This window comes from Dolichospermum compactum NIES-806 (assembly GCF_002368115.1).
In the GTDB taxonomy this organism is placed as follows: domain Bacteria; phylum Cyanobacteriota; class Cyanobacteriia; order Cyanobacteriales; family Nostocaceae; genus Dolichospermum; species Dolichospermum compactum.
In genome coordinates this window covers 3,220,112-3,239,023 of sequence record NZ_AP018316.1, presented here as the reverse complement: position 1 = coordinate 3,239,023, position 18,912 = coordinate 3,220,112, and the positions used below count along the sequence as shown (strand labels likewise).

At 36.4% G+C, this 18,912-nt stretch carries 13 protein-coding genes and 1 tRNA gene; 10 read left to right on the top strand and 4 right to left on the bottom strand.

Going from position 1 to position 18,912, the window contains the following annotated elements; translation table 11 throughout:
• Positions 1-258: 258 nt before the first annotated feature.
• From CA730_RS15255 to CA730_RS15240, 5 genes are all read left to right on the top strand, one after another.
• Entirely contained in the window at positions 259-681 is a 423-nt protein-coding gene (locus tag CA730_RS15255) for a DUF29 family protein (RefSeq protein WP_096668546.1), read from the top strand.
• 81 nt (positions 682-762) lie between these two features.
• Positions 763-1,347 carry a Uma2 family endonuclease gene (locus tag CA730_RS15250; protein WP_096668544.1) on the top strand — a complete coding sequence of 195 codons (585 nt, stop codon included), beginning with the start codon at positions 763-765 and terminating at the stop codon, positions 1,345-1,347.
• A gap of 116 nt (positions 1,348-1,463) precedes the next feature.
• Positions 1,464-1,631 carry a hypothetical protein gene (locus tag CA730_RS24465; RefSeq protein WP_157749989.1) on the top strand — a complete coding sequence of 56 codons (168 nt, stop codon included), beginning with the start codon at positions 1,464-1,466 and terminating at the stop codon, positions 1,629-1,631.
• Between the two features lie 741 nt (positions 1,632-2,372).
• The gene (locus tag CA730_RS15245; protein WP_096668542.1) at positions 2,373-3,758 is read left to right on the top strand and encodes a PP2C family protein-serine/threonine phosphatase; all 1,386 of its coding nucleotides are present in this window, start codon (positions 2,373-2,375) and stop codon (positions 3,756-3,758) included.
• A gap of 227 nt (positions 3,759-3,985) precedes the next feature.
• Positions 3,986-4,228, top strand: coding sequence for a YgiT-type zinc finger protein (locus CA730_RS15240; protein ID WP_039199279.1), 243 nt, complete (start codon positions 3,986-3,988; stop codon positions 4,226-4,228).
• A gap of 99 nt (positions 4,229-4,327) precedes the next feature.
• Here CA730_RS15240 and CA730_RS15235 read toward each other — a convergent pair.
• Positions 4,328-4,399, bottom strand: a tRNA-Lys gene (locus tag CA730_RS15235).
• Positions 4,400-4,461: 62 nt separating this feature from the next.
• A complete protein-coding gene (locus tag CA730_RS15230) occupies positions 4,462-5,331 on the bottom strand; it encodes an aldose epimerase family protein (protein ID WP_096668540.1) in 870 nt (289 codons plus the stop codon).
• Between the two features lie 516 nt (positions 5,332-5,847).
• Between CA730_RS15230 and CA730_RS15220 the strand changes: the two genes are divergently transcribed.
• Positions 5,848-6,696 carry an Rpn family recombination-promoting nuclease/putative transposase gene (locus CA730_RS15220; protein WP_096668536.1) on the top strand — a complete coding sequence of 283 codons (849 nt, stop codon included), beginning with the start codon at positions 5,848-5,850 and terminating at the stop codon, positions 6,694-6,696.
• A 1,107-nt stretch (positions 6,697-7,803) separates the two neighbouring features.
• On the opposite strand, the gene pdhA is transcribed toward CA730_RS15220, so the two are convergent.
• Positions 7,804-8,841 carry a pyruvate dehydrogenase (acetyl-transferring) E1 component subunit alpha gene (pdhA, locus tag CA730_RS15210; RefSeq protein WP_096668532.1) on the bottom strand — a complete coding sequence of 346 codons (1,038 nt, stop codon included), beginning with the start codon at positions 8,839-8,841 and terminating at the stop codon, positions 7,804-7,806.
• A gap of 397 nt (positions 8,842-9,238) precedes the next feature.
• Positions 9,239-10,021, bottom strand: coding sequence for a twin-arginine translocase subunit TatC (gene tatC, locus CA730_RS15205; protein ID WP_096668529.1), 783 nt, complete (start codon positions 10,019-10,021; stop codon positions 9,239-9,241).
• Between the two features lie 1,018 nt (positions 10,022-11,039).
• On the opposite strand from tatC, the gene CA730_RS15200 reads away from it, so the two are divergent.
• From CA730_RS15200 to CA730_RS15185, 4 genes are all read left to right on the top strand, one after another.
• Positions 11,040-11,243 carry a hypothetical protein gene (locus CA730_RS15200; protein WP_096668527.1) on the top strand — a complete coding sequence of 68 codons (204 nt, stop codon included), beginning with the start codon at positions 11,040-11,042 and terminating at the stop codon, positions 11,241-11,243.
• A 723-nt stretch (positions 11,244-11,966) separates the two neighbouring features.
• Positions 11,967-13,304, top strand: a complete 1,338-nt coding sequence (locus CA730_RS15195) for a P-loop NTPase fold protein (protein WP_096668525.1) — start codon at positions 11,967-11,969, stop codon at positions 13,302-13,304.
• Positions 13,274-18,439, top strand: a complete 5,166-nt coding sequence (locus CA730_RS15190) for a WD40 domain-containing protein (RefSeq protein ID WP_096668523.1) — start codon at positions 13,274-13,276, stop codon at positions 18,437-18,439. Before CA730_RS15195 ends, CA730_RS15190 begins: the two co-directional genes overlap by 31 nt.
• 60 nt (positions 18,440-18,499) lie before the next feature.
• Positions 18,500-18,733 (top strand): 2Fe-2S iron-sulfur cluster-binding protein, encoded by a 234-nt coding sequence (locus tag CA730_RS15185; protein ID WP_096668521.1) that lies wholly within the window; start codon positions 18,500-18,502, stop codon positions 18,731-18,733.
• Positions 18,734-18,912: the final 179 nt, after the last annotated feature.

Here is an 18,912-nt window from a genome sequence, read left to right as displayed (position 1 = left end):
CTTTATACAGTCCTTTGATTTTATCTTACTTGACAAAGGCTTCTTCGTGGGAGCTTAATTTCTGAATTTTATGTGTTGTGATTGTGCTTGGTGCGGATACGGAAGCGAACTGATAAGTCAGAGCTTGCGATATCGCCCATACTCTAGCAGAAATTGGTAAAATTTGGACAACAACCGTTATCCTTAGTGGTGTATCTGTCGTTGATAGCGTTATCAGCGCTATGCTAGAAATAGCAAACTTCAAGGAGAGAGCAAATCATGGAAGAATTACTAGAACTCAGAGAATTAGTGGTTTCTGGCAACCTAGAAGCGGCTCTATCTTTAATTGATGAATTAGAAGAAATGAGTAAAGAAGATAAAATCAATAAAATTTATAGTTATTGTGTAGTGCTTTTAGTCCATTTAATTAAACAACAGGCAGAAAAAAGGACAACTCATGCTTGGGATGTTTCCATTCGCAATGCTATTGACGCAATTGATCGGATCAACAACCGCAGAAAAGCTGGAGGATATTACATGAACAAAAAAGAAATAGAAGAAATTTTACCAGGAGCTTATAATCGAGCTTTAGATAATGCTTCTTTAGAAGCTTTTGGCGGAATTTATGATGAATTAACCTTGAGAAATATGGTAGATCAAGAATTAATTATTAAACAGGCATTAAATTTTATTTTTAATTAAATAAAGCGCGAAGTTGATTAATGAAAAAATTCTTTTCCTATTAACTATCTACAATTAATAAACCAAATTAAGGAAAACAATATGCAAGTACAAACTCGCAAACATATTTACACCCCTGAAGAGTATTTAGAACTAGAAGAAAAAGCACTTTATAAAAGCGAATATCGCAATGGAGAAATTATACCTATGACTGGTGGCACGACAAATCATAATCAAATCGCGCTTAATTTTGCATCATCTTTATTATATGTTATTAGAGGAAAAAAATATCGTGTTTTTATTGGAGATGTGCGTTTATGGATTCCTGAATATAGAGAATATACTTATCCTGATGTGATTGTAACTGATGGGAAACCTATTTATGCAGGTAAAAATAATACTACTGTGACTAATCCTTTGTTAATTGTTGAGGTTTTATCTAAATCTACAAAAAATTATGACCAAGGTGATAAATTTACTTTTTATCGTTCTATTCCACAATTTAAAGAATATGTTTTAGTGGAACAAAATCAATATCAAGTAATGCACTATAGCAAAACTAATGAAGGAGAATGGATTTTTCGAGAATATAAATCTGAAAATGATATTGTTAAGTTGCAACATCTTGATTTTGAAATTAGTTTAGTTGACATTTATCAAGATGTTAATTTTGAAGATAAAGAATAATATTAAGTTTGGATAATTACTTACGATATAAGAAGGTGTGTATATCTCCCCTTTAAGGAATTAGCCGTTAGATACCATAAGGAGGAAAATGGCTGAAAGGCTTATAAATAGCTAAGTTGAATCTCAGTATTTCCTCTGCTTTTGATTCGGGTTGCTATAGTTTAGGATACACTGAGGAATTAATACTAGCTTTGGATAAATTTGCTGCGGGTACAGAAGCGATCGCTCATACTCTAGCAGAAATTGGCAAGACCGGCGCAACTACCATTATCGGTGGTGGTTGACAACATCAATACATAACACATTGATTGTTTTATATATATATTTTTGCATCACTGATACGAACAATGTAACCTACAAATCAAGGCCTTGTTAAATTCAGCTAAGGTATTGAAGATAAAACTTAATTTCCTGCCCCTTCTCCGTCAAAACACCAATATAAAATTACACATCTTTTAAATATTGAACAAAAATAGGCGAAATTTTTCCAGAAAAGAAATCTATCTAAGGAAACATTTCGATAATTTATGGTATATAGGTTAAATGTTTGTAGTCCGTAATCAAACAAGTTTTCCTTAAAAGGATGATTACATCTATGTTTTGACCAAAATCCTCACAACGCAAAAGCTATGAATTAATTCACCAAAAATCTATCGGGTTATGGGTTGGATGATTCTTAATATCTACTCTCTGAGAAATAGAGATAACTTTGCTAGTGTCAAATTTTTATTTCCCAAGATATATGAAGCACCGATTCAGTTATGGAAAAATTAGAGGCTGCTAATTAATCATAAAAATCACTGATTCCCCCAGACTCATTTTTAACAAATTAGAAACCTGATAATCATGGAAAATTAACAATCAACAATGTCCTCAGCATTAACCAAGACTTAAAAAATTACTGTCAACATTTCTTCTACTCTTGCTAAAATCACGAATCTCGTTCAATATGATTTCACAATTTATCAAGAAAGAGTATTTATAAAGAACCACAAATTTGCTATTCTTAACTGCAATATTAACCTGTGTCACAATTCCCCCCCCATTCTACTGATAGCAATAGCAGCACTACCACAGATGTCACTCCTGTAGTGGCACTCAAGGAACTTGTGTCCAGGCTGCATCGAGAACAGAATAAAATTCAAGACTTGCTGAGTTCTTTAGGATTTGCCCTCAGAAGCTTTAATAATTTAAATCAGTTTTTGGAACTGATTCCTCTCATGGCTACCAGAGTCACAGATGCAGAAGGTAGTGCACTTTTTCTTTATAAACCCAACGGACAAATTAGATTAGAACAATTACATTGGCAAGATACTCAGCAGAGAAAAAATATTAGAAAAGCCCTAGAAACTGCTAGTAGTCAAATTACGCTTTTAGCTAACTCTGGTCCTGCTGCTATTTCTACAGGGATTCTAGATGACCAAATGCACGCCGTTTTGGGTCCAGATGTGCAAATATTTGGCACAGCTATTTTAGTTAAGCATACAGAACGGGGTTGGCTGTATGTTTTGAGTCGAGATCCTGAATATAGCTGGACAGAAACTAGACAAAAATTAGTGCGGTTAGTAGCAGACCAAACAGCAGTGGCAATTGATAATGATGAACTATCTGTAGAATTAAGAAAAAAAGAACGTTTAGACCAAGAGTTAGAAATTGGTGCAGAAATTCAACGCCGACTTTTACCGCGTCAATGTCCAAATATTCCTGGGTTATCTTTAGCAGCCCGTTGTAAACCGGCTAATCAAGTTGGTGGTGATTACTATGATTTTATTCCCACTAATCAAAACCAGTTAAAACCCAAACCACAAACATCTCCAGAAAGTGCTAGTTGGGGTTTAGTCATTGGGGATGTCATGGGTAAAGGGGTTCCCGCAGGTTTAATTATGACGATGCTGCGAGGAATGTTGCGCGGTGAAGTATTACACGGTAACTCCCCAGCCGGAATTTTACAAAATTTGAATCGGGTTATGTATGCGGACTTGGAAAATTCCCACCGCTTCGTGACGATGTTTTATTCCGAATATGACACGCATACACGGATTTTATCTTATAGTAATGCTGCCCATAATCCGCCTTTGTGGTGGCACGCAGCGACAAAAACTGTAAGTCGCTTAGATACATTGGGGATGTTAATTGGTTTAGATGCCAATAGCGAATATGAAAATGCTCAAGCACAGTTAGAAGTGGGAGATACAGTAATTTATTATACGGATGGTTTGACGGATGCAGCGGCGGCTGGAGGCGATCGCTTTGATGAAGATAATTTTGTTACATCCGTCAGAACAGCCTGTAAGTATTGCAACAGTCCCCAGGAAATTGTCGAATATCTCTTTGACCAAGTTGAACAATTCATTGGTTCTGATAGACGAAATACCGATGATATGACATTAGTTGTCATGCAAATTGTCTGATAAGTAGTCAGACAAAATTAAATTTACTGTCATATATAACAAAATTATCAAAAAAATACCCAATAATACCCCCTATATTCCTGATTTAATTAATCGAGAAAACATTAGCCATCAACCGATTCACAAAATTTGAGGCTATGATCAGAATAGAAGCATTAAAATTTTATTCGCTGTTGATTGTTCCAAGCCTCAACACTGGATTAATTGACACATCAAGAAGAGGTCTTATGAAAACTCAAAAATGTCCCACTTGTCAAGGTGAATTAGAAACTAAGCAAATTGAAAAAATGCTAAAAGGAGGGAATAACACCGCCGTTATTCATGTAGAAGCAGAAGTTTGTTCAAAATGTGGAGAAAAGCTCTATAAACCAGACGTTGTTAATCAATTTACTCAAATTCGTGCCAAACTCAGAAATCAAGAAACCGAAGACTTTCAAGTTATTGGTCAATCTTTCCGCGTTTCTGTTTAATTGATTAAGTAAAAAAAGATGAAGAATTTCATTCTAAGTTGGATAATTTTACATCTTGTAATTGGCAGGGCAGAGGCAATTATACTTAAGTCTTAAATATGGGTGGCCCGGGATTCGAACCCGGAACAAATCGGTTAAAAGCCGAGTACTCTACCGTTGAGTTAGCCACCCTTTTGCTGTTTTTCCAACTTTATCAATATACCATCAACAGCTATGGTTTTGTCAAGGAGTTTCTAGAAAAAATTTGCCGTTAACTGAAAAGAAGCAGTACAACTAGCTCCAGGAGCTAACACAGTCAGGTTTTCACCAGTGTTGAAAGCATTGCGGGTGGCGCTCCAAGGCTCTAGACAGTAGAAATCTTTGCCTTTGACAGTCCAAAACACTAGCCAGGTAGTGAAATCATCGTAATTTAGGGTTAGCTTCAACCTGCGGCTATTATCTGTGACTGTGGCCGATTTACTGGTGAGTTGTCCAAAGGCAAAATCAATTTCATCTTGGTTAAAATCAAACTTGCCGTCAAAGGTGTGAAACTCCTTAGTTTTGTTATCTTGATATCGTGTAGAAGGAAGTTCCACTTCTAGCTGATTTTTGTCACCACAGAGAAAATAAGGGTGGAAACCAGCGGAAAATGGCATGGGTGTAGATGAGAGATTTTTATATTCCTGACGCACTACTAAGGTATTACCTTGGAGTTCGTAGGTAAAAGCCAATTCAAAATCAAACGGATAAACTGCCTTTGTTTCCTCATTACTGCTAAGAACTACAGTCACACTAGCGTTACCTTGAGTATCTTGCGCTGTTGCTGTCCAAGGCAATTCACGAGCAAAGCCATGTTGTTTAATAGTATACGGTTTTCCGTCAACGCTGTAAGTATTACCAGGTAAGTTACCGCAAAGAGGAAACAAAATGGGATTGCCACCTCTAACACTCAAATCAGGATGAGTAAAGCGTTCGCTGTCCATATAGAAGATTTCTTGACCTTGAACCAGCCAACGGGTAATGATACCACCTCTTTCCGGGACGACTTCTATTTGTGTACCAGCGGTTTCATCAGACAGGATGTAGGTTTTGTATTGTTGTTCTTGAATGTCAATGGTAAACATAATAGCCAGTAGATTGGTGTGGAAGTTTGTCTTTATGTCCAGGCAAGAGGAAACGGGCAATACATATTGCGATTTTTCTACCTTTCTCCCCAATTGTAGGTTGTCATGCCCACAAATTCCACCATGATCATTTGTATGGGATTTTGATAAAAAAGAACTTTCTCAATAAACAGGGGTCTATTCTCATGATTATTGAGAATATTATCAATAGTCAAACGAGTTTTGGTGATTTCGGCTTGGGGGCTTGACAGTGTTCTGAGTTTTGGGTATGCTAATGGTATGAGTGGAAAAGTTTGCGCCCATATATATAGGGTTTTTATTTATCAAGATAATTATTTCCCAAATCAATCCCAGAAGTAGGGGAAATAAGAAAATAATATTTGTCATCATCACCAAAATACCAAACCGTTATCTTGTATCTCAAAATGAAGACGCAACTACAGTAGATGTAGAACTGGGAAACATGGTTATAATTTGAGATAACTAGGTAATTAAGAAATATCAAAATCAGGAATAATGCACACAGACACGATATTCTACCAAATCTTCCTGACTTTTCACACTCTATTATTTGAAATTCTAGGAGAACCCACAGAAAACGCCAAAGATTATAAATTTACTTCTGTGGAAGTGAAGGAAAAAGCATTTCGGTTTGATGGAATTTTTATGGCAGATAGTCCAGAAAAACCCATCTATTTTGTAGAAGTACAATTTCAACCAAAACCGGATTTTTACTGGGAATTAATCGCCGAAATCAACATTTATCTCAATCAATTTAAACCTGTACAAGATTGGCAAGGGGTAGGGTTATTTGCGAAACGGAGTTTAGATGTAGGAGAATTGACTGCTTATCAACAAGAATTGATGAATAGTGGGAGAATTAAACGAATTTATTTAGATGAATTACCACCGGGTTCAATTGGGATGGGGTTAATTGAGTTAATTGTCAGTAAGGAAACACAAGCACCAGAATTAGTGAAAACCCTTTTGGATAGAACTAAGACAGAAGTTGAGAATGACAGAGAAAAACAAGGTATTATAGAATTGTTGGAGACTGTTTTATTGTCCAAATTTTCACAATTAAGCCGTCAGGAGATAGAAGCAATGTTTTTAGTGAGTGATATTAAGCAAACAAGAGTTTATCAAGAAGCAAAGCAGGAAGGTAGAGAAGAAGGTAGGCAGAATGGTGAGATGATCTTAGTGATACGTCAGTTATCGAAAAGATTTGGAAAGTTAAAAGATGTTTACGTCGAAAACATCAAAAGTCTGAACATAGAACAACTGGAAAAGCTAGGAGAAGCATTGTTGGATTTTACAGATATTAGTGATTTGGAAACATGGTTAGAATCTGAGATAGACAAGTAAGTTTATTTAATTGTCAGAATCAGGATGTCCAGGATTTGCGGATTCACAGGATGTTGTGGGATGATTTTTGGTGGGGATTTTAAGGTTTAACTCTCATGTTTTCAATTTTAAAATTGATGATTACATATTCAATAAATATTCTTTAATAACTTATAAATTTAAAAGATCATATTGTAAATCAAAAATTTCAAAATAATATCCTGTAAATCCTTTAATCCTGGTTATCCTGATTCTGACAAATACAACTTTCATCACCAACAAACCATCTAAAAATTACCATCCTGTACATCCTTTAATCCTGTACTTCGACTTCGCTCAGTAACCAGATATCCTGATTCTGACAATTGAGAATTTCAGCTACCCGACAACTTTTAACCATCTTCTTATTTATCACATTAATTATCGCAGAAGTCGGGGATAGTAGTTTTCATCCCCTTGCGGGGAAGTTGGTTTGGAAAGTTCTGCTATTTCGTTTTCCGCTATTGCGTTTTCGTTTCCATCCCCTTGCGGGGAAGTTGGTTTGGAAAGAGTTCACTTCTGGAAAGCTTACTGGGCAAGGGTTTCAGATACCCATTTCGACACACCTCAGAAAAATGGAAAAATTTTCTCACAAAATGGAGGATTTTGTCGGCTGAAACCTTTGGTGCGTAAGGCTTCGACACACCTCAACGAAATTATAGGGTTTTCAAGGTTCAGGGGAGGTGCGTCGAAAAAATTCAACTTACCTAGTTCTATTCTAAGCTGTTGTGCATTTAGTTTGTATAATTCTAGCGGGCAAGACTTGTACTGAGCTTGTCGAAGTATGCCCGCACCACAAAGTTCAAGTAAATTATGGTTATCAAATTTAGCTGCGTAACAGCTTATTACTTAGTAACTAGAATAGTCAACAACTTTTTTGTATAATTTGTATAAATTTAATTTATAGCGGTTATTGCACTTGATACAATACAATCGAGGGCGGGGTTTCCCCGCCCCTACGGGATTGGCTGACTGGATCTCACAAAGAGTGCATACCGCTATGCTCAAACTCTTATTCTTTGCGCCTTTGCGCCTTTGCGTGAGAAAAAAATCATACTTTCCCTGATTACCCAATCCCCATGACCCAAATTAAACGTCTTCCGCAAAAATAAAGCGATATAACTCGCTAGGATCTGGTTCAGGGCTAGTTTCCGCAAATCTCACTGCTTCGTCTATCACAGCCTGAATTTTCTTTTCCACATCCTTCAATTCTGCTTCTGTAGCTAGATTTTGTTCTACTAAATAAGCAGCTAACTTTTTAATCGGGTCACGCGCAAACCAAAATTCCTTTTCTTCCTTGCTGCGGAGTTCGTCTGGGTCAGCCAGGGAATGACCCCGGAAGCGATAGGTCATGGCTTCGATTAAAGTTGGTCCTTCACCAGCACGGGCCCGGGCTACGGCTTCTTGTGCCACTTGACGCACTGCTAAAACATCCATTCCGTCTACTTCCACACCCACCATGTTAAACACACTGGCTTTTTTATAAATTTCTGGTTGGGAAGTGGCGCGTTCGTGAGCCATACCGATCGCCCACTTATTATTTTCTACCACAAAAAGAATCGGCAATTTCCATAAAGCTGCCATATTCAATGTTTCAAAAAATTGACCATTGTTAGCAGCGCCGTCACCAAAGAAGCAAGCGGTTACTTGGTCGGCGGTTTTGTCTCCCAGAACTTCCCGACGGTATTTAGATTGGAAAGCTGCACCGGCAGCTACGGGAATACCTTCGGCTACGAAGGCATAACCACCTAATAATCTGTGTTCGGCGGAAAACATATGCATAGAACCACCGCGCCCTTTACTGCAACCTGTGGCTTTACCAAATAATTCTGCCATGACTTCGCGGGCGGGGACTCCGGCGCTCAAAGCATGAACGTGGTCACGGTAGGTACTGGAAACGAAATCTTCACCGGGGCGCATTGCACCTTTAATAATGCCGCTACAAACTGCTTCTTGTCCGTTGTACAGGTGGACAAATCCAAACATTTTTCCTCTATAATACATTTCGGCACATTTATCTTCAAATAAACGACCTAATGTCATGTCTTCATATAAGCCCAATCCTTCTTCTTTGGTGATTTGGACTGTGGCAGTATTAAATGTGGGTAATGTGCGCTCTTGAGCCATGCTGGGAAGTATTCCTATTGTAAAAGTTAAAGTTAAGTTTGTCTTTGTTTACGTTAGCTATAAATTAGCCAGCGTTGACAAAATTAATTTATCAAAACCTATTTTATATGGTAACAATCAGGATAACTGGCTTTCTGCATAGCGATTAACAATTAATGTAATTTCATCAATTAAATGAAGCCGCATGAAATAAGATTTTAAGAATAATTAAACGCAGATAAACGCAGATATTATAATTCTGTGCAGTAACCGACAACTAACAACTGACAATTATTTAAGTAGGTGAACACAATAAAACCAAACTGTGTAAAGAAACGTAAAATCGCTGAAAACGTCTTTACTCTTGCCTCTGCCTCTTGCCTCTTGCCTTGCTATAATGACGATTTTCAACGCCAACCTACTTACCTGTGAGTTTGACTAGTCCAATCCCACCAAAGTATAGTCCTAAGACTGCACCTGCTAAAAGACTTTGGGTGAGAGGGTCGGTAGAAGGTGTGAGTATTGCTCCTAAAACTACTGCCGCCATAATTACATAACGCCAGCCTTTTAACATGATTTTTGAGGAAACAATTCCCAAGGTGGCCAGCAAGATTTGAATGACGGGAACTTGAAATGCTAGTCCTGTGGTGAATAATAATAACAGCACAAAATCAAAATATTTGTCAATTGACCACAGTTGCTCTACGACATCAGCACCATAGTTAATGAAGAATTGCAATGCGGCAGGTATAAGTGCAATGTAGGAAAAAACTAAGCCGCATACAAATAATACGCTTGAACCTAGCACTACGGGAATGACTAACCGCCGTTCGCGCACGGTGAGTCCAGGAAGTACAAATTGAATGATTTGATAAAGAATGAAGGGTGTGGTCAGAATTAAACCACCATAAGCGGCAACTTTCATGGAGACAAAGAAAAATTCTCCAGGGGCTAATTGCAGAAATTTTACGCCGTGAGCGGGGATTTCTAGTAGCTGGACTAGGGGTTTAACTACGATAAAACAACCGATAATACCCACTACCACTACTATGAGGGAATAGAAAATTCTTTGTCGCAACTCTTCCAGGTGGTCAAAAATGGACATTTCTACTTCACCTGGCAATTCATCTAGGGGGTTAATAGATGGTTCTGGGTCTGAGTTAGGGGATTTGATTGTATCTACGTCTTGTGAAGAGGTCATGAGTAAGAGGAGTGGGAATCGTTTGTTAGGCAATCTTTGTTAACTATTCTATAAGGAATAAGTCTGAAAACTCTTGAAGTTGTCAATAGACATCTCCAAAAAAGATGGTAGAGACGTTACATGGAACGTCTCTACAAGGGTTTCAGGTCACGCATATTTAATTTCTGGAGATGTCTATTGAGTCAGGAAAATTAACTTTAAGCAAAAGCTCAATTTATTCCTTTGCGGAGTATAACTTATTTTAAATCCTCCTGATAGCGCAGCGTGGCGTTAGCCATACTTCTAGCCCTCACAGACAACTTATTCAGCAAACCCTATTTATTTTTAGTAATATTTATATCTTTGATTTTATTTTTATATTTGTAATTATTTTTTGCTTAAACGTATTAATTAGTACAATAATTTTTTCTGCCACTATTAATTAATTAATACTTATTTATTAAGTATTAATTTGGAACTCAGTATGAGTTTGTGAATATTAATTAGCTATATTCCCTGTGATGAGTCATTTTTTCATGATTACAAAAAATAATCTCTGGTGGTGATTAGATGCAACTGTGTTTTAGATTACGTCTTTCATTTGATGACGCATAATATCTATTTTTGTTTCTGGTCAAAAAAAGATTTTTTTCTCCGGGTTTTTCTCGGAGAATTTGTACAGATAGAAAGAACGTTATCTTGTGGTTAAATTAACTCTGCCAGGGGGGTAAGAGTTAATTTAGCAGTCATAAATCTGAATTTGGATTTGTGAATCAATGAAAACAATAACTTGTTTGTTTATTCTGAGATAAATCAAGGATGTAGTTGGGTAATATCTAATGCTAGTCTAGATTAGTCTTTACAATAAATAGACGAGATAAGCTAATGCGCTTTAAGTTTGCATTGTTTGTAGTGTCTTGTTTGATGCTATGGGCAGATTTTTCATGGCAATTTTGAGAACCATTAGCTGATTCACAAGTTTTCATTGACCAGGATGATGTTGTTGATTACGCAATAGCATTCTGAGTTGAGTTTTGATATGAAAAAAACAATTGGTTTAGGACTAATGGTGTTGTCTGTCTATCTGTACAATTCCAGTGCTTGTTTTGCAGGGAATAAGCTGTCCATTGACAATGCAGGGGTAAAAATCGGAAATTATTCTCAATCACAGTTAGTGGTGGGTATGTCTGCTAGGGATGAGGAATCAGGTGACTGTATTCGTGAGGGTACATGCAAGGATTAATATGCTTCGATGACAAAGTAATAATTTAGGACTTACGCACGCTCACTAATTTACCATGATATGAATGAAGGAAATTGCGTCGTTTTCGGCTTTGGGAATAACTTATTGAGTAGGGTGCGTCAGATAGAGGGAATCTGTTTTTTTGTCAAAATATCGTGTCTGACGCACCCTACAAGGGATAAAATTTACTTCACATATTTGGGGAATCTTGTCAATGCGTAAATCCTATAATTGCAGTTGAAGCTATGTAATTAGTGTTTGACTAGATTTGTCAGAACATCAAGTTTTTTATCAGCTTTCAATATTTTGCCTGTTTTGGGTTGCTTCTGTAGAGGGAGTGATTCAATCGTTGTGGCGGTTATCAGTTGGATGCAATACAATTCAGTAATTCAGGGCGGGGTTTCCCTGTCCTACAATTTTTTGCTTATGTCCTTTACAGCACTTCCTTCTCTTAGGAGGTACAGATGGGGGGCATCTTGCCCGCACCACAAGAGTTTGATCATTAATATCTGTACCTCATAACACCGGGAACTGCTGTATGTCATCAGTGTTAATTTGATGTGAGTAAATTGCTTTGGTGACTGGGTGGGGTGAGGCTGTGAAGAAAAAGATAAAATTAGTTATATTTAGATACCAAGTTGTTGCGGATATGTCTAGTTTTTCGTTGTAAAAGAGATTGTGACAGATGATGTTGTGACAATTACAGCGTGAATTGGATTTTTTATGCTTTTTAATTTAGAAAGATTTTATCAGGCTTGTAATCCTTCGCGTCCTTTGATGATTGAGAATGTAGACGACCGGATGTATTATATTGATTTTACTTCAGTCCGGGGTGGGAAGATCATTGAAGCTCTGCTGCGGACTATTACTAAGATCTCTCCAAATACGCCAACCTGTCAGTTATTTACAGGACATTTGGGCTGTGGAAAATCTACGGAATTATTAAAACTCAAGGCTGAGTTGGAAGCCCATGATTTTCATGTTGTCTATTTTGAGTCTACTTATGTTTTAGAAATGGTAGATATAGATATTACAGATATTCTGTTAGCGATCGCTGGTTTGGTGAGTAAAAACTTGGAAGCGATGAAACTGCGTGTCCAACCTAGTTACTTTACTAAGTTGTTTGGGGAGTTGGTAGATTTTCTGCAAACTCCTTTAGACTTGGGAGTAGAAGCCGAATTATCTGTGGGAATTGCCAAAATTACGGCAAAAACCAAAGAAAGTCCTCAGTTACGCAGACGGTTAAGAGACTATCTAGAACCACGCACAGAAAATATCTTACAATCAATTAATAAAGAACTGTTAGACCGGGCTAATTTAGAGCTAAAAGCCAGGGGGAAGAAGGGATTGGTGGTGATTGTGGATAACTTGGATAGGGTGGCGGTTCGTCCCTTACCTTCTGGGCGATCGCTCCCCGAATACTTATTCATTGATCGAGGAGAACAATTAAGAAAACTACATTGTCACATGGTCTATACAATTCCCTTAGCTCTGACATTTTCCAATGAAAGCGCCCAATTACAACACCGTTTAGGAGGTGGAGTCGCACCGAAAGTATTACCGATGATTCCCGTGCGTCAACGTTGTGGAGAAATTAATCCCGAAGGACTGGGATTGATGCGCCAAATGGTTTTAGCCAGAGCCTTTCCTGATATGTTACCAGGCGATCGCCTAAATTTAGTTACTCAATTATTTGATAATTTAGAAACTCTGGATCGTTTATGTCTGATTAGTGGTGGTCATGTCCGCGACTTATTAGGATTACTATTTGATTGTTTGCGAGAACAAGATCCACCTTTTGATCGCAAATGTGTAGAATTAGTAATTCAAAGACAACGAGATTACCGGGCTAATGCCATTGATATGGAAGAAAGTGAATTAATCTTGCAGGTACTTCAAGATCAACGAGTTAGAGGCAATGTAGAGTATGATATTTTATTACGGAGTTTATTCATATTTGAATATCGTGATCACCAAGGAGTTTGGTTTGCAGTTAACCCAGTTTTAGCAGAAATGGAAAAATTTAAATTATGCTTAAAAGACAGCAAGCAGAGAATATAATCGCCGCTAACCAACAGTCTTTACGTAGTTTACAAAGAGCAATTACCTTTTCTAAAAATCAGTTTTCAGTTATTTTACTGTGCTGTAACTACGAATTTATGCGAGATATCATCCAGCAGCAACTAGCAATTAATGGTTGGGGAAATGATCGCATTCAAAGTATTACTTTAGATAAAAAAACTACAAGTTTATATACAACAATTCAATCACAACTTACCATTGATCAACCTGCTGGATTAATGATTATGGGGTTTGAATCAATCTATGAAATAGATGATCTCTTGCGTTCCATTAATCAAGTCCGAGACGAATTTCGTAAACGTTATCAAACCCCAATAATTTTTTGGGTAAATGATCAAGTTTTACAAAAAATCATGCGGTTAGCCCCGGATTTTGCGAGTTGGGCAGCTACACCAATTAGATTTGAAATGACCTCTATTGGATTACTAGAATTTCTCCATGAAGAAACTGACGATTTATTTACAAGAGTCTTACAAAGTAATTATGCTCAAGTTCATACTGTCACCTTAGAAAAAGTATGGATTAGTAGCGACCAACTCCATTATGCAATTAGAGAATTGTATGCTAAGGGGATTGGAATCGAAGCAGAATTAAATGCTAGGTTAGAATTTATTTTTGGTATAGATGATTATGTCAATAATCGGATTGATTCTGCCTTAAATAACTTTCAGAAAAGTCTGCGTTTTTGGCATCATCAAGAAGATTTAGAACTGACAGAATATGCAACCGATATAACAGCAGGATTATCTCATTCATCTTGTGCTGATCTTTTAAAACAGTCAATTTTATTATTTTATATTGGATTATGTTGCTGTCGTCTTGCCGAACAAAACCCCAAATCAAGAGAAACATATTGGCAATCAGCCAAAACATATTTTCAGCAATGTTTACAAACATTTGAAATTGCTGGACGGATAGATTTAGTTTCAGAGTTTATTGATCAATTATTAGAAGTCTTATATAGTTTAAAATCATGGGCAGCATTAGAATTTGTCGCTAAAAAATCCCTAGAATTACATCAAATATATGGGAGGAAAATTCAATTAGCTTGTGATTATGGTTTTTTAGCACAGGTAGCCGTACATAATTCAAACTGGATACAAGCTAGTATTTTAGGGCATATATCACTACTACAATTAGAAACAGCAAAAAATCACCCAGAATCAAATAATTATTTATTTCCTCTGATATTAGAACAAATTTATTTATTAACTTTAGCCAAAGCCATCAATCATCTAGGAAAAATAACGGTAGCAGAAAAATATATAAATACAGCATCTCAACAACTATCATCAGCTTTAGAGAACAGTGAACATCAATATGATCCTCATCGTTACATTCGCTTATTACATAATTTAAGATTATTATACTTTCAAATAGGACACTATCTTCAAGCCTATATTATTAAACAAAAACTCCATTCTGTAGAACAACAATATGGTTTTGTCTCCTTTATTGGGGCTGGACGGTTACAACCTCAAAGACAAGTCACCAACCCCACTTTAATATCTACATTTAGTAGTAATACTATAGCCTTAGAAATTGCCGCTTCTGGTAGAGAATCTGATGTTAATCGCTTAATTGGCCGAATTAGTCGTGCAGACCAAAAATTAATAGTTATTCATGGACAGTCAGGTGTTGGTAAAAGTTCTATCGTTACGTCTGGCTTAGTTCCCGCACTACAAAACCGCGCTATTGGTGATCAAATTGCTGTACCAGTTGTCCTCCAAGTTTATACAGATTGGTTAGGAGAATTAGGAAAATCTTTTACCAAAGCTATGTTAGAAATGGGGAAATCATCAGCCATTGAAACAGAATCTCGATCTAATTTTTGTCCTCTGATAACTGCTAATGACATTTTACAACAATTACGAGAAAATGCAGATAATCATTTAATTACAGTTTTAATTTTTGACCAATTTGAAGAATTTTTCTTTGGTTATACAGATTTTCATGAAAAACAAGCATTTGATCTATTTATTAGTAATTGTTTAGGTATATCTTTTGTGAAAGTTATTTTAACTTTGCGGGAAGATTATTTACATCGCCTTCTAGATTTTAGATATCTCTCATCAATTGATGCAATTAATAATAATATTCTTGATAAAAATATTCGTTATCAACTGAATAACTTTTCTCCTGAAAATGCCAGAAAAACCATTCAAAAATTAACTGAACGTTCACATTATCAATCCCAACTCAAATTAGAACCAGATTTAATTGATGCTTTAGTTGCGGATTTGTCTTCAGAAATGGGTGAAATTCGTCCGATAGAATTGCAACTGGTAGGCGTGCAATTACAAAATAAATATATTACTACTCTTGCACAGTATGAACCCTATCGTCCCAATAAGTTAATTCAAACATATATTCAAGAATTAATTAAAGAATGTGGAAAAGAAAACGAACGGGCTGCTCTCCTAGTTTTATACTTATTAACAGATAATAATAATAAAAGACCTTTTAAAACCCGTGCAGAATTAAGATTAGAACTCTCAGATTTAGAAGACCCTAATAAATTAGAGTTGATTTTAGATATTTTAATTCGCTCTGGGTTAGTTGTGATATTTCCCAATGTTCCTGAACGCTATCAATTAATTCATGATTATTTAGTCAGCTTAATCCGTTATTTACAACAACAAGAATCTGGATTACAAATACAAATTAATACATTACGGGATAAAGTTAGAAATAGTTATCAAGAAATTGAACATCTTAAAAGTGAATTAAGAAAAAATCAAATTAATACATTACGGGATAAAGTTAGAAATAGTTATCAAGAAATTGAACGTCTTAAAAGTGAATTAAGAAAAAATCAAACCGGTTTTAATTTAGAACATATCCACCATCCCCAAGGAGATAATTTACTGTCAGAATTACGAGAATTACGCAAGCGAGAAGAAGAAAGTCAAACAGAAATTCAACATTTGCGAACAGAATTAAAAGAAAAAGAGTTGATTGCAAAATTAGCCGATAGTCAGGAAAAACAACGTTTAGGTGCAATTAAATTAAATGTTGCCCTAAAAATAGCCTTAACAGCTTCTATTATTGCTATGTTTGGCTTAACTACTTCTTTGATTACGTCTACAGATAGTGAAATGAAAACTCTAACTGCGTCCAGTGAGGCTTTATTTACTTCTGAAAAAGGTATTGATGCTCTTAAAGAAAGTTTAAAAGCCGGGAGAAAATTAAAAAAAACTCTATGGAGAAATACTTTTACTCAAGAAAGGGTATTAACTGCACTATATCAAGCGGTTTATGGAGTTAAACAACGTAACCGTCTAGAAGGTCATTTATCGGGGGTGAGAATGGTGACATTTAGTGCTGATAAATCTTTACTAGCTTCAGCTAGTGCAGATACAACAATTAATCTTTGGAGTCCTAATGGAATTTTAGTGAGGACTTTATCAGGACATGATGATGTGGTAAATAGTATCTCTTGGTCCCCTAATAGTCAAATGTTAGCTTCTGCTAGTCAAGACAAAACAATTAAACTGTGGAATCAAAAAGGTAAACTCCTAAAAACCTTACTCGGTCATACATCTGTAGTAAATAGTGTGAGTTTTCATCCTCATGAAAAAATTATCGCATCTGCTAGTACAGATCAGACTATAAAATTGTGGAGTCAAGAAGGTAAGCTACTAAAAACTTTAGTAGGTCATAAAGATGCTGTTTTAGCTGTAGCTTGGTCACATGATGGTAAAATCCTTGCTTCTAGTAGTGCTGACAAAACAATAAAATTGTGGAGTCGAGAAGGTCAGTTACTCAAAACTTTGTCGGGATATAAAGATGCTGTTGTCGCTATAGATTGGTCTCCTAATAGTGAAATTATTGCTTCTGCTAGTATGGATAAAAAAATCAGATTATGGAGTCGAAAAGGTCAATTACTCAAAACTCTTTCTGGACACAGCAGCGGTGTTATTAGTGTTGATTTTAGTAATGATGGACATACTCTGGCATCTGCGAGTATGGATGAAACAATTAAAATTTGGAGTCTTGATGGTAATTTAATAGAAACTCTGAGAGGACATAATAGTTGGGTAAATAGTGTCAATTTTAGCCCTGATGGACTAACTCTAACATCTGCTGGTAGGGATAAAAATATTATTTTATGGCGTTGGGATAGTCTGACTTTGCATCATCCCCAAACTAATGATGATTGGGTGACAAGTATTAGTTTTAGTCCTGATAGTAATGCTATTGTTGGTGGTTGTCTGGATAAAACAATAAAAATCTGGAATCGAGATGGTAAATTACTAAAAATATTCACGGGTCACAATGATCAAGTGTGGGGTGTAGCGTGGTCGCCTGATGGTAGAATTATTGCCTCTGCTAGTAAGGATAAAACAATTAAATTATGGAATCGAGATGGGACTTTACTCAAAACTTTAAATGGTCATACTGATATAGTTTTAGCTGTGGCGTGGTCGCCTGATGGTAAAATTATCGCCTCTGCTAGTAAGGATAAAACAATTACATTATGGAGTCGAGATGGGACTTTACTCAAAACTTTAAATGGCCATACTGATGCTGTTAATTGGGTGAGTTTTAGTCCTAATGGTAAATTTTTAGCCTCTGCTAGTGATGATAAATCAGTAAAAATATGGGCAAGGAATGGGGAAGTTATCAAAAATTTAACTGGTCATACTCGCAGGGTAAATGGTGTAGCATGGTCGCCTGATGGTAAATTATTAGCTTCAGTTAGTCTTGATAGTACGGTTAAAATTTGGGGTGAGAATGGTATATTACAAAAAACTCTGATGGGGTATGGTGATGGTTTTATTAGTGTTAACTTTAGTCCAGATGGTCAAACTCTAGCAGTAAGCAGTGATAATAAACTCAGGTTGTGGAATCGAGAAGGTGTTTTATTGATGATGTTAAAAGGTGATTCTGAAGAGTTGAGTAGTGTTAGTTTTAGTCCAGATGGTCAAATATTGGCTGCTGGTAGTGATAAAGATAATGTAATTTTACGCAAGTTGTCAGATATTACATTAGAAAGTTTATTGAAAAGTAATTGCCATATTTTAAAAGATTATTTACTGTACAATGCAAATATGACTAGAAAAAATGGCTATGGAGAGCAAAGTTACCGCACTTTGTGTCAAGATGATTAAGGGCATAATTCGTAATTACTCTTTTTAACTATTTTTTAAGCAATAAAAACCCGTTTCATAATGCAAATTAATTTTTTACCAGATGATATTACTGTAAATGCTGAAGTAGGAGAACCGTTGTTAGATGTGGCGGAACGGGCTGGGGTATCAATTCCTACGGGTTGCCTGATGGGGACTTGTCACGCTTGTACTGTAGAGTTAGATGATGGGGAAGTTATTCGGGCTTGTATTACCGCAGTTCCACCGGGAAAGGAGAAGTTGACGGTGCATCTTTTTAGTGATCCAACTTGGTAATTTAATAGAGTATAAGTAGGGGCAAACCCCCTGTGGTTGCCCCAAATAACGGGGTAATTTAATAGAGTATAAGTAGGGGCAAACCCCCTGTGGTTGCCACAAATAACGGGGTAATTTAATAGAGTATAGTAGGGGCAAACCCTCTGTGGTTGCCACAAATAACGGGGTAATTTAATAGA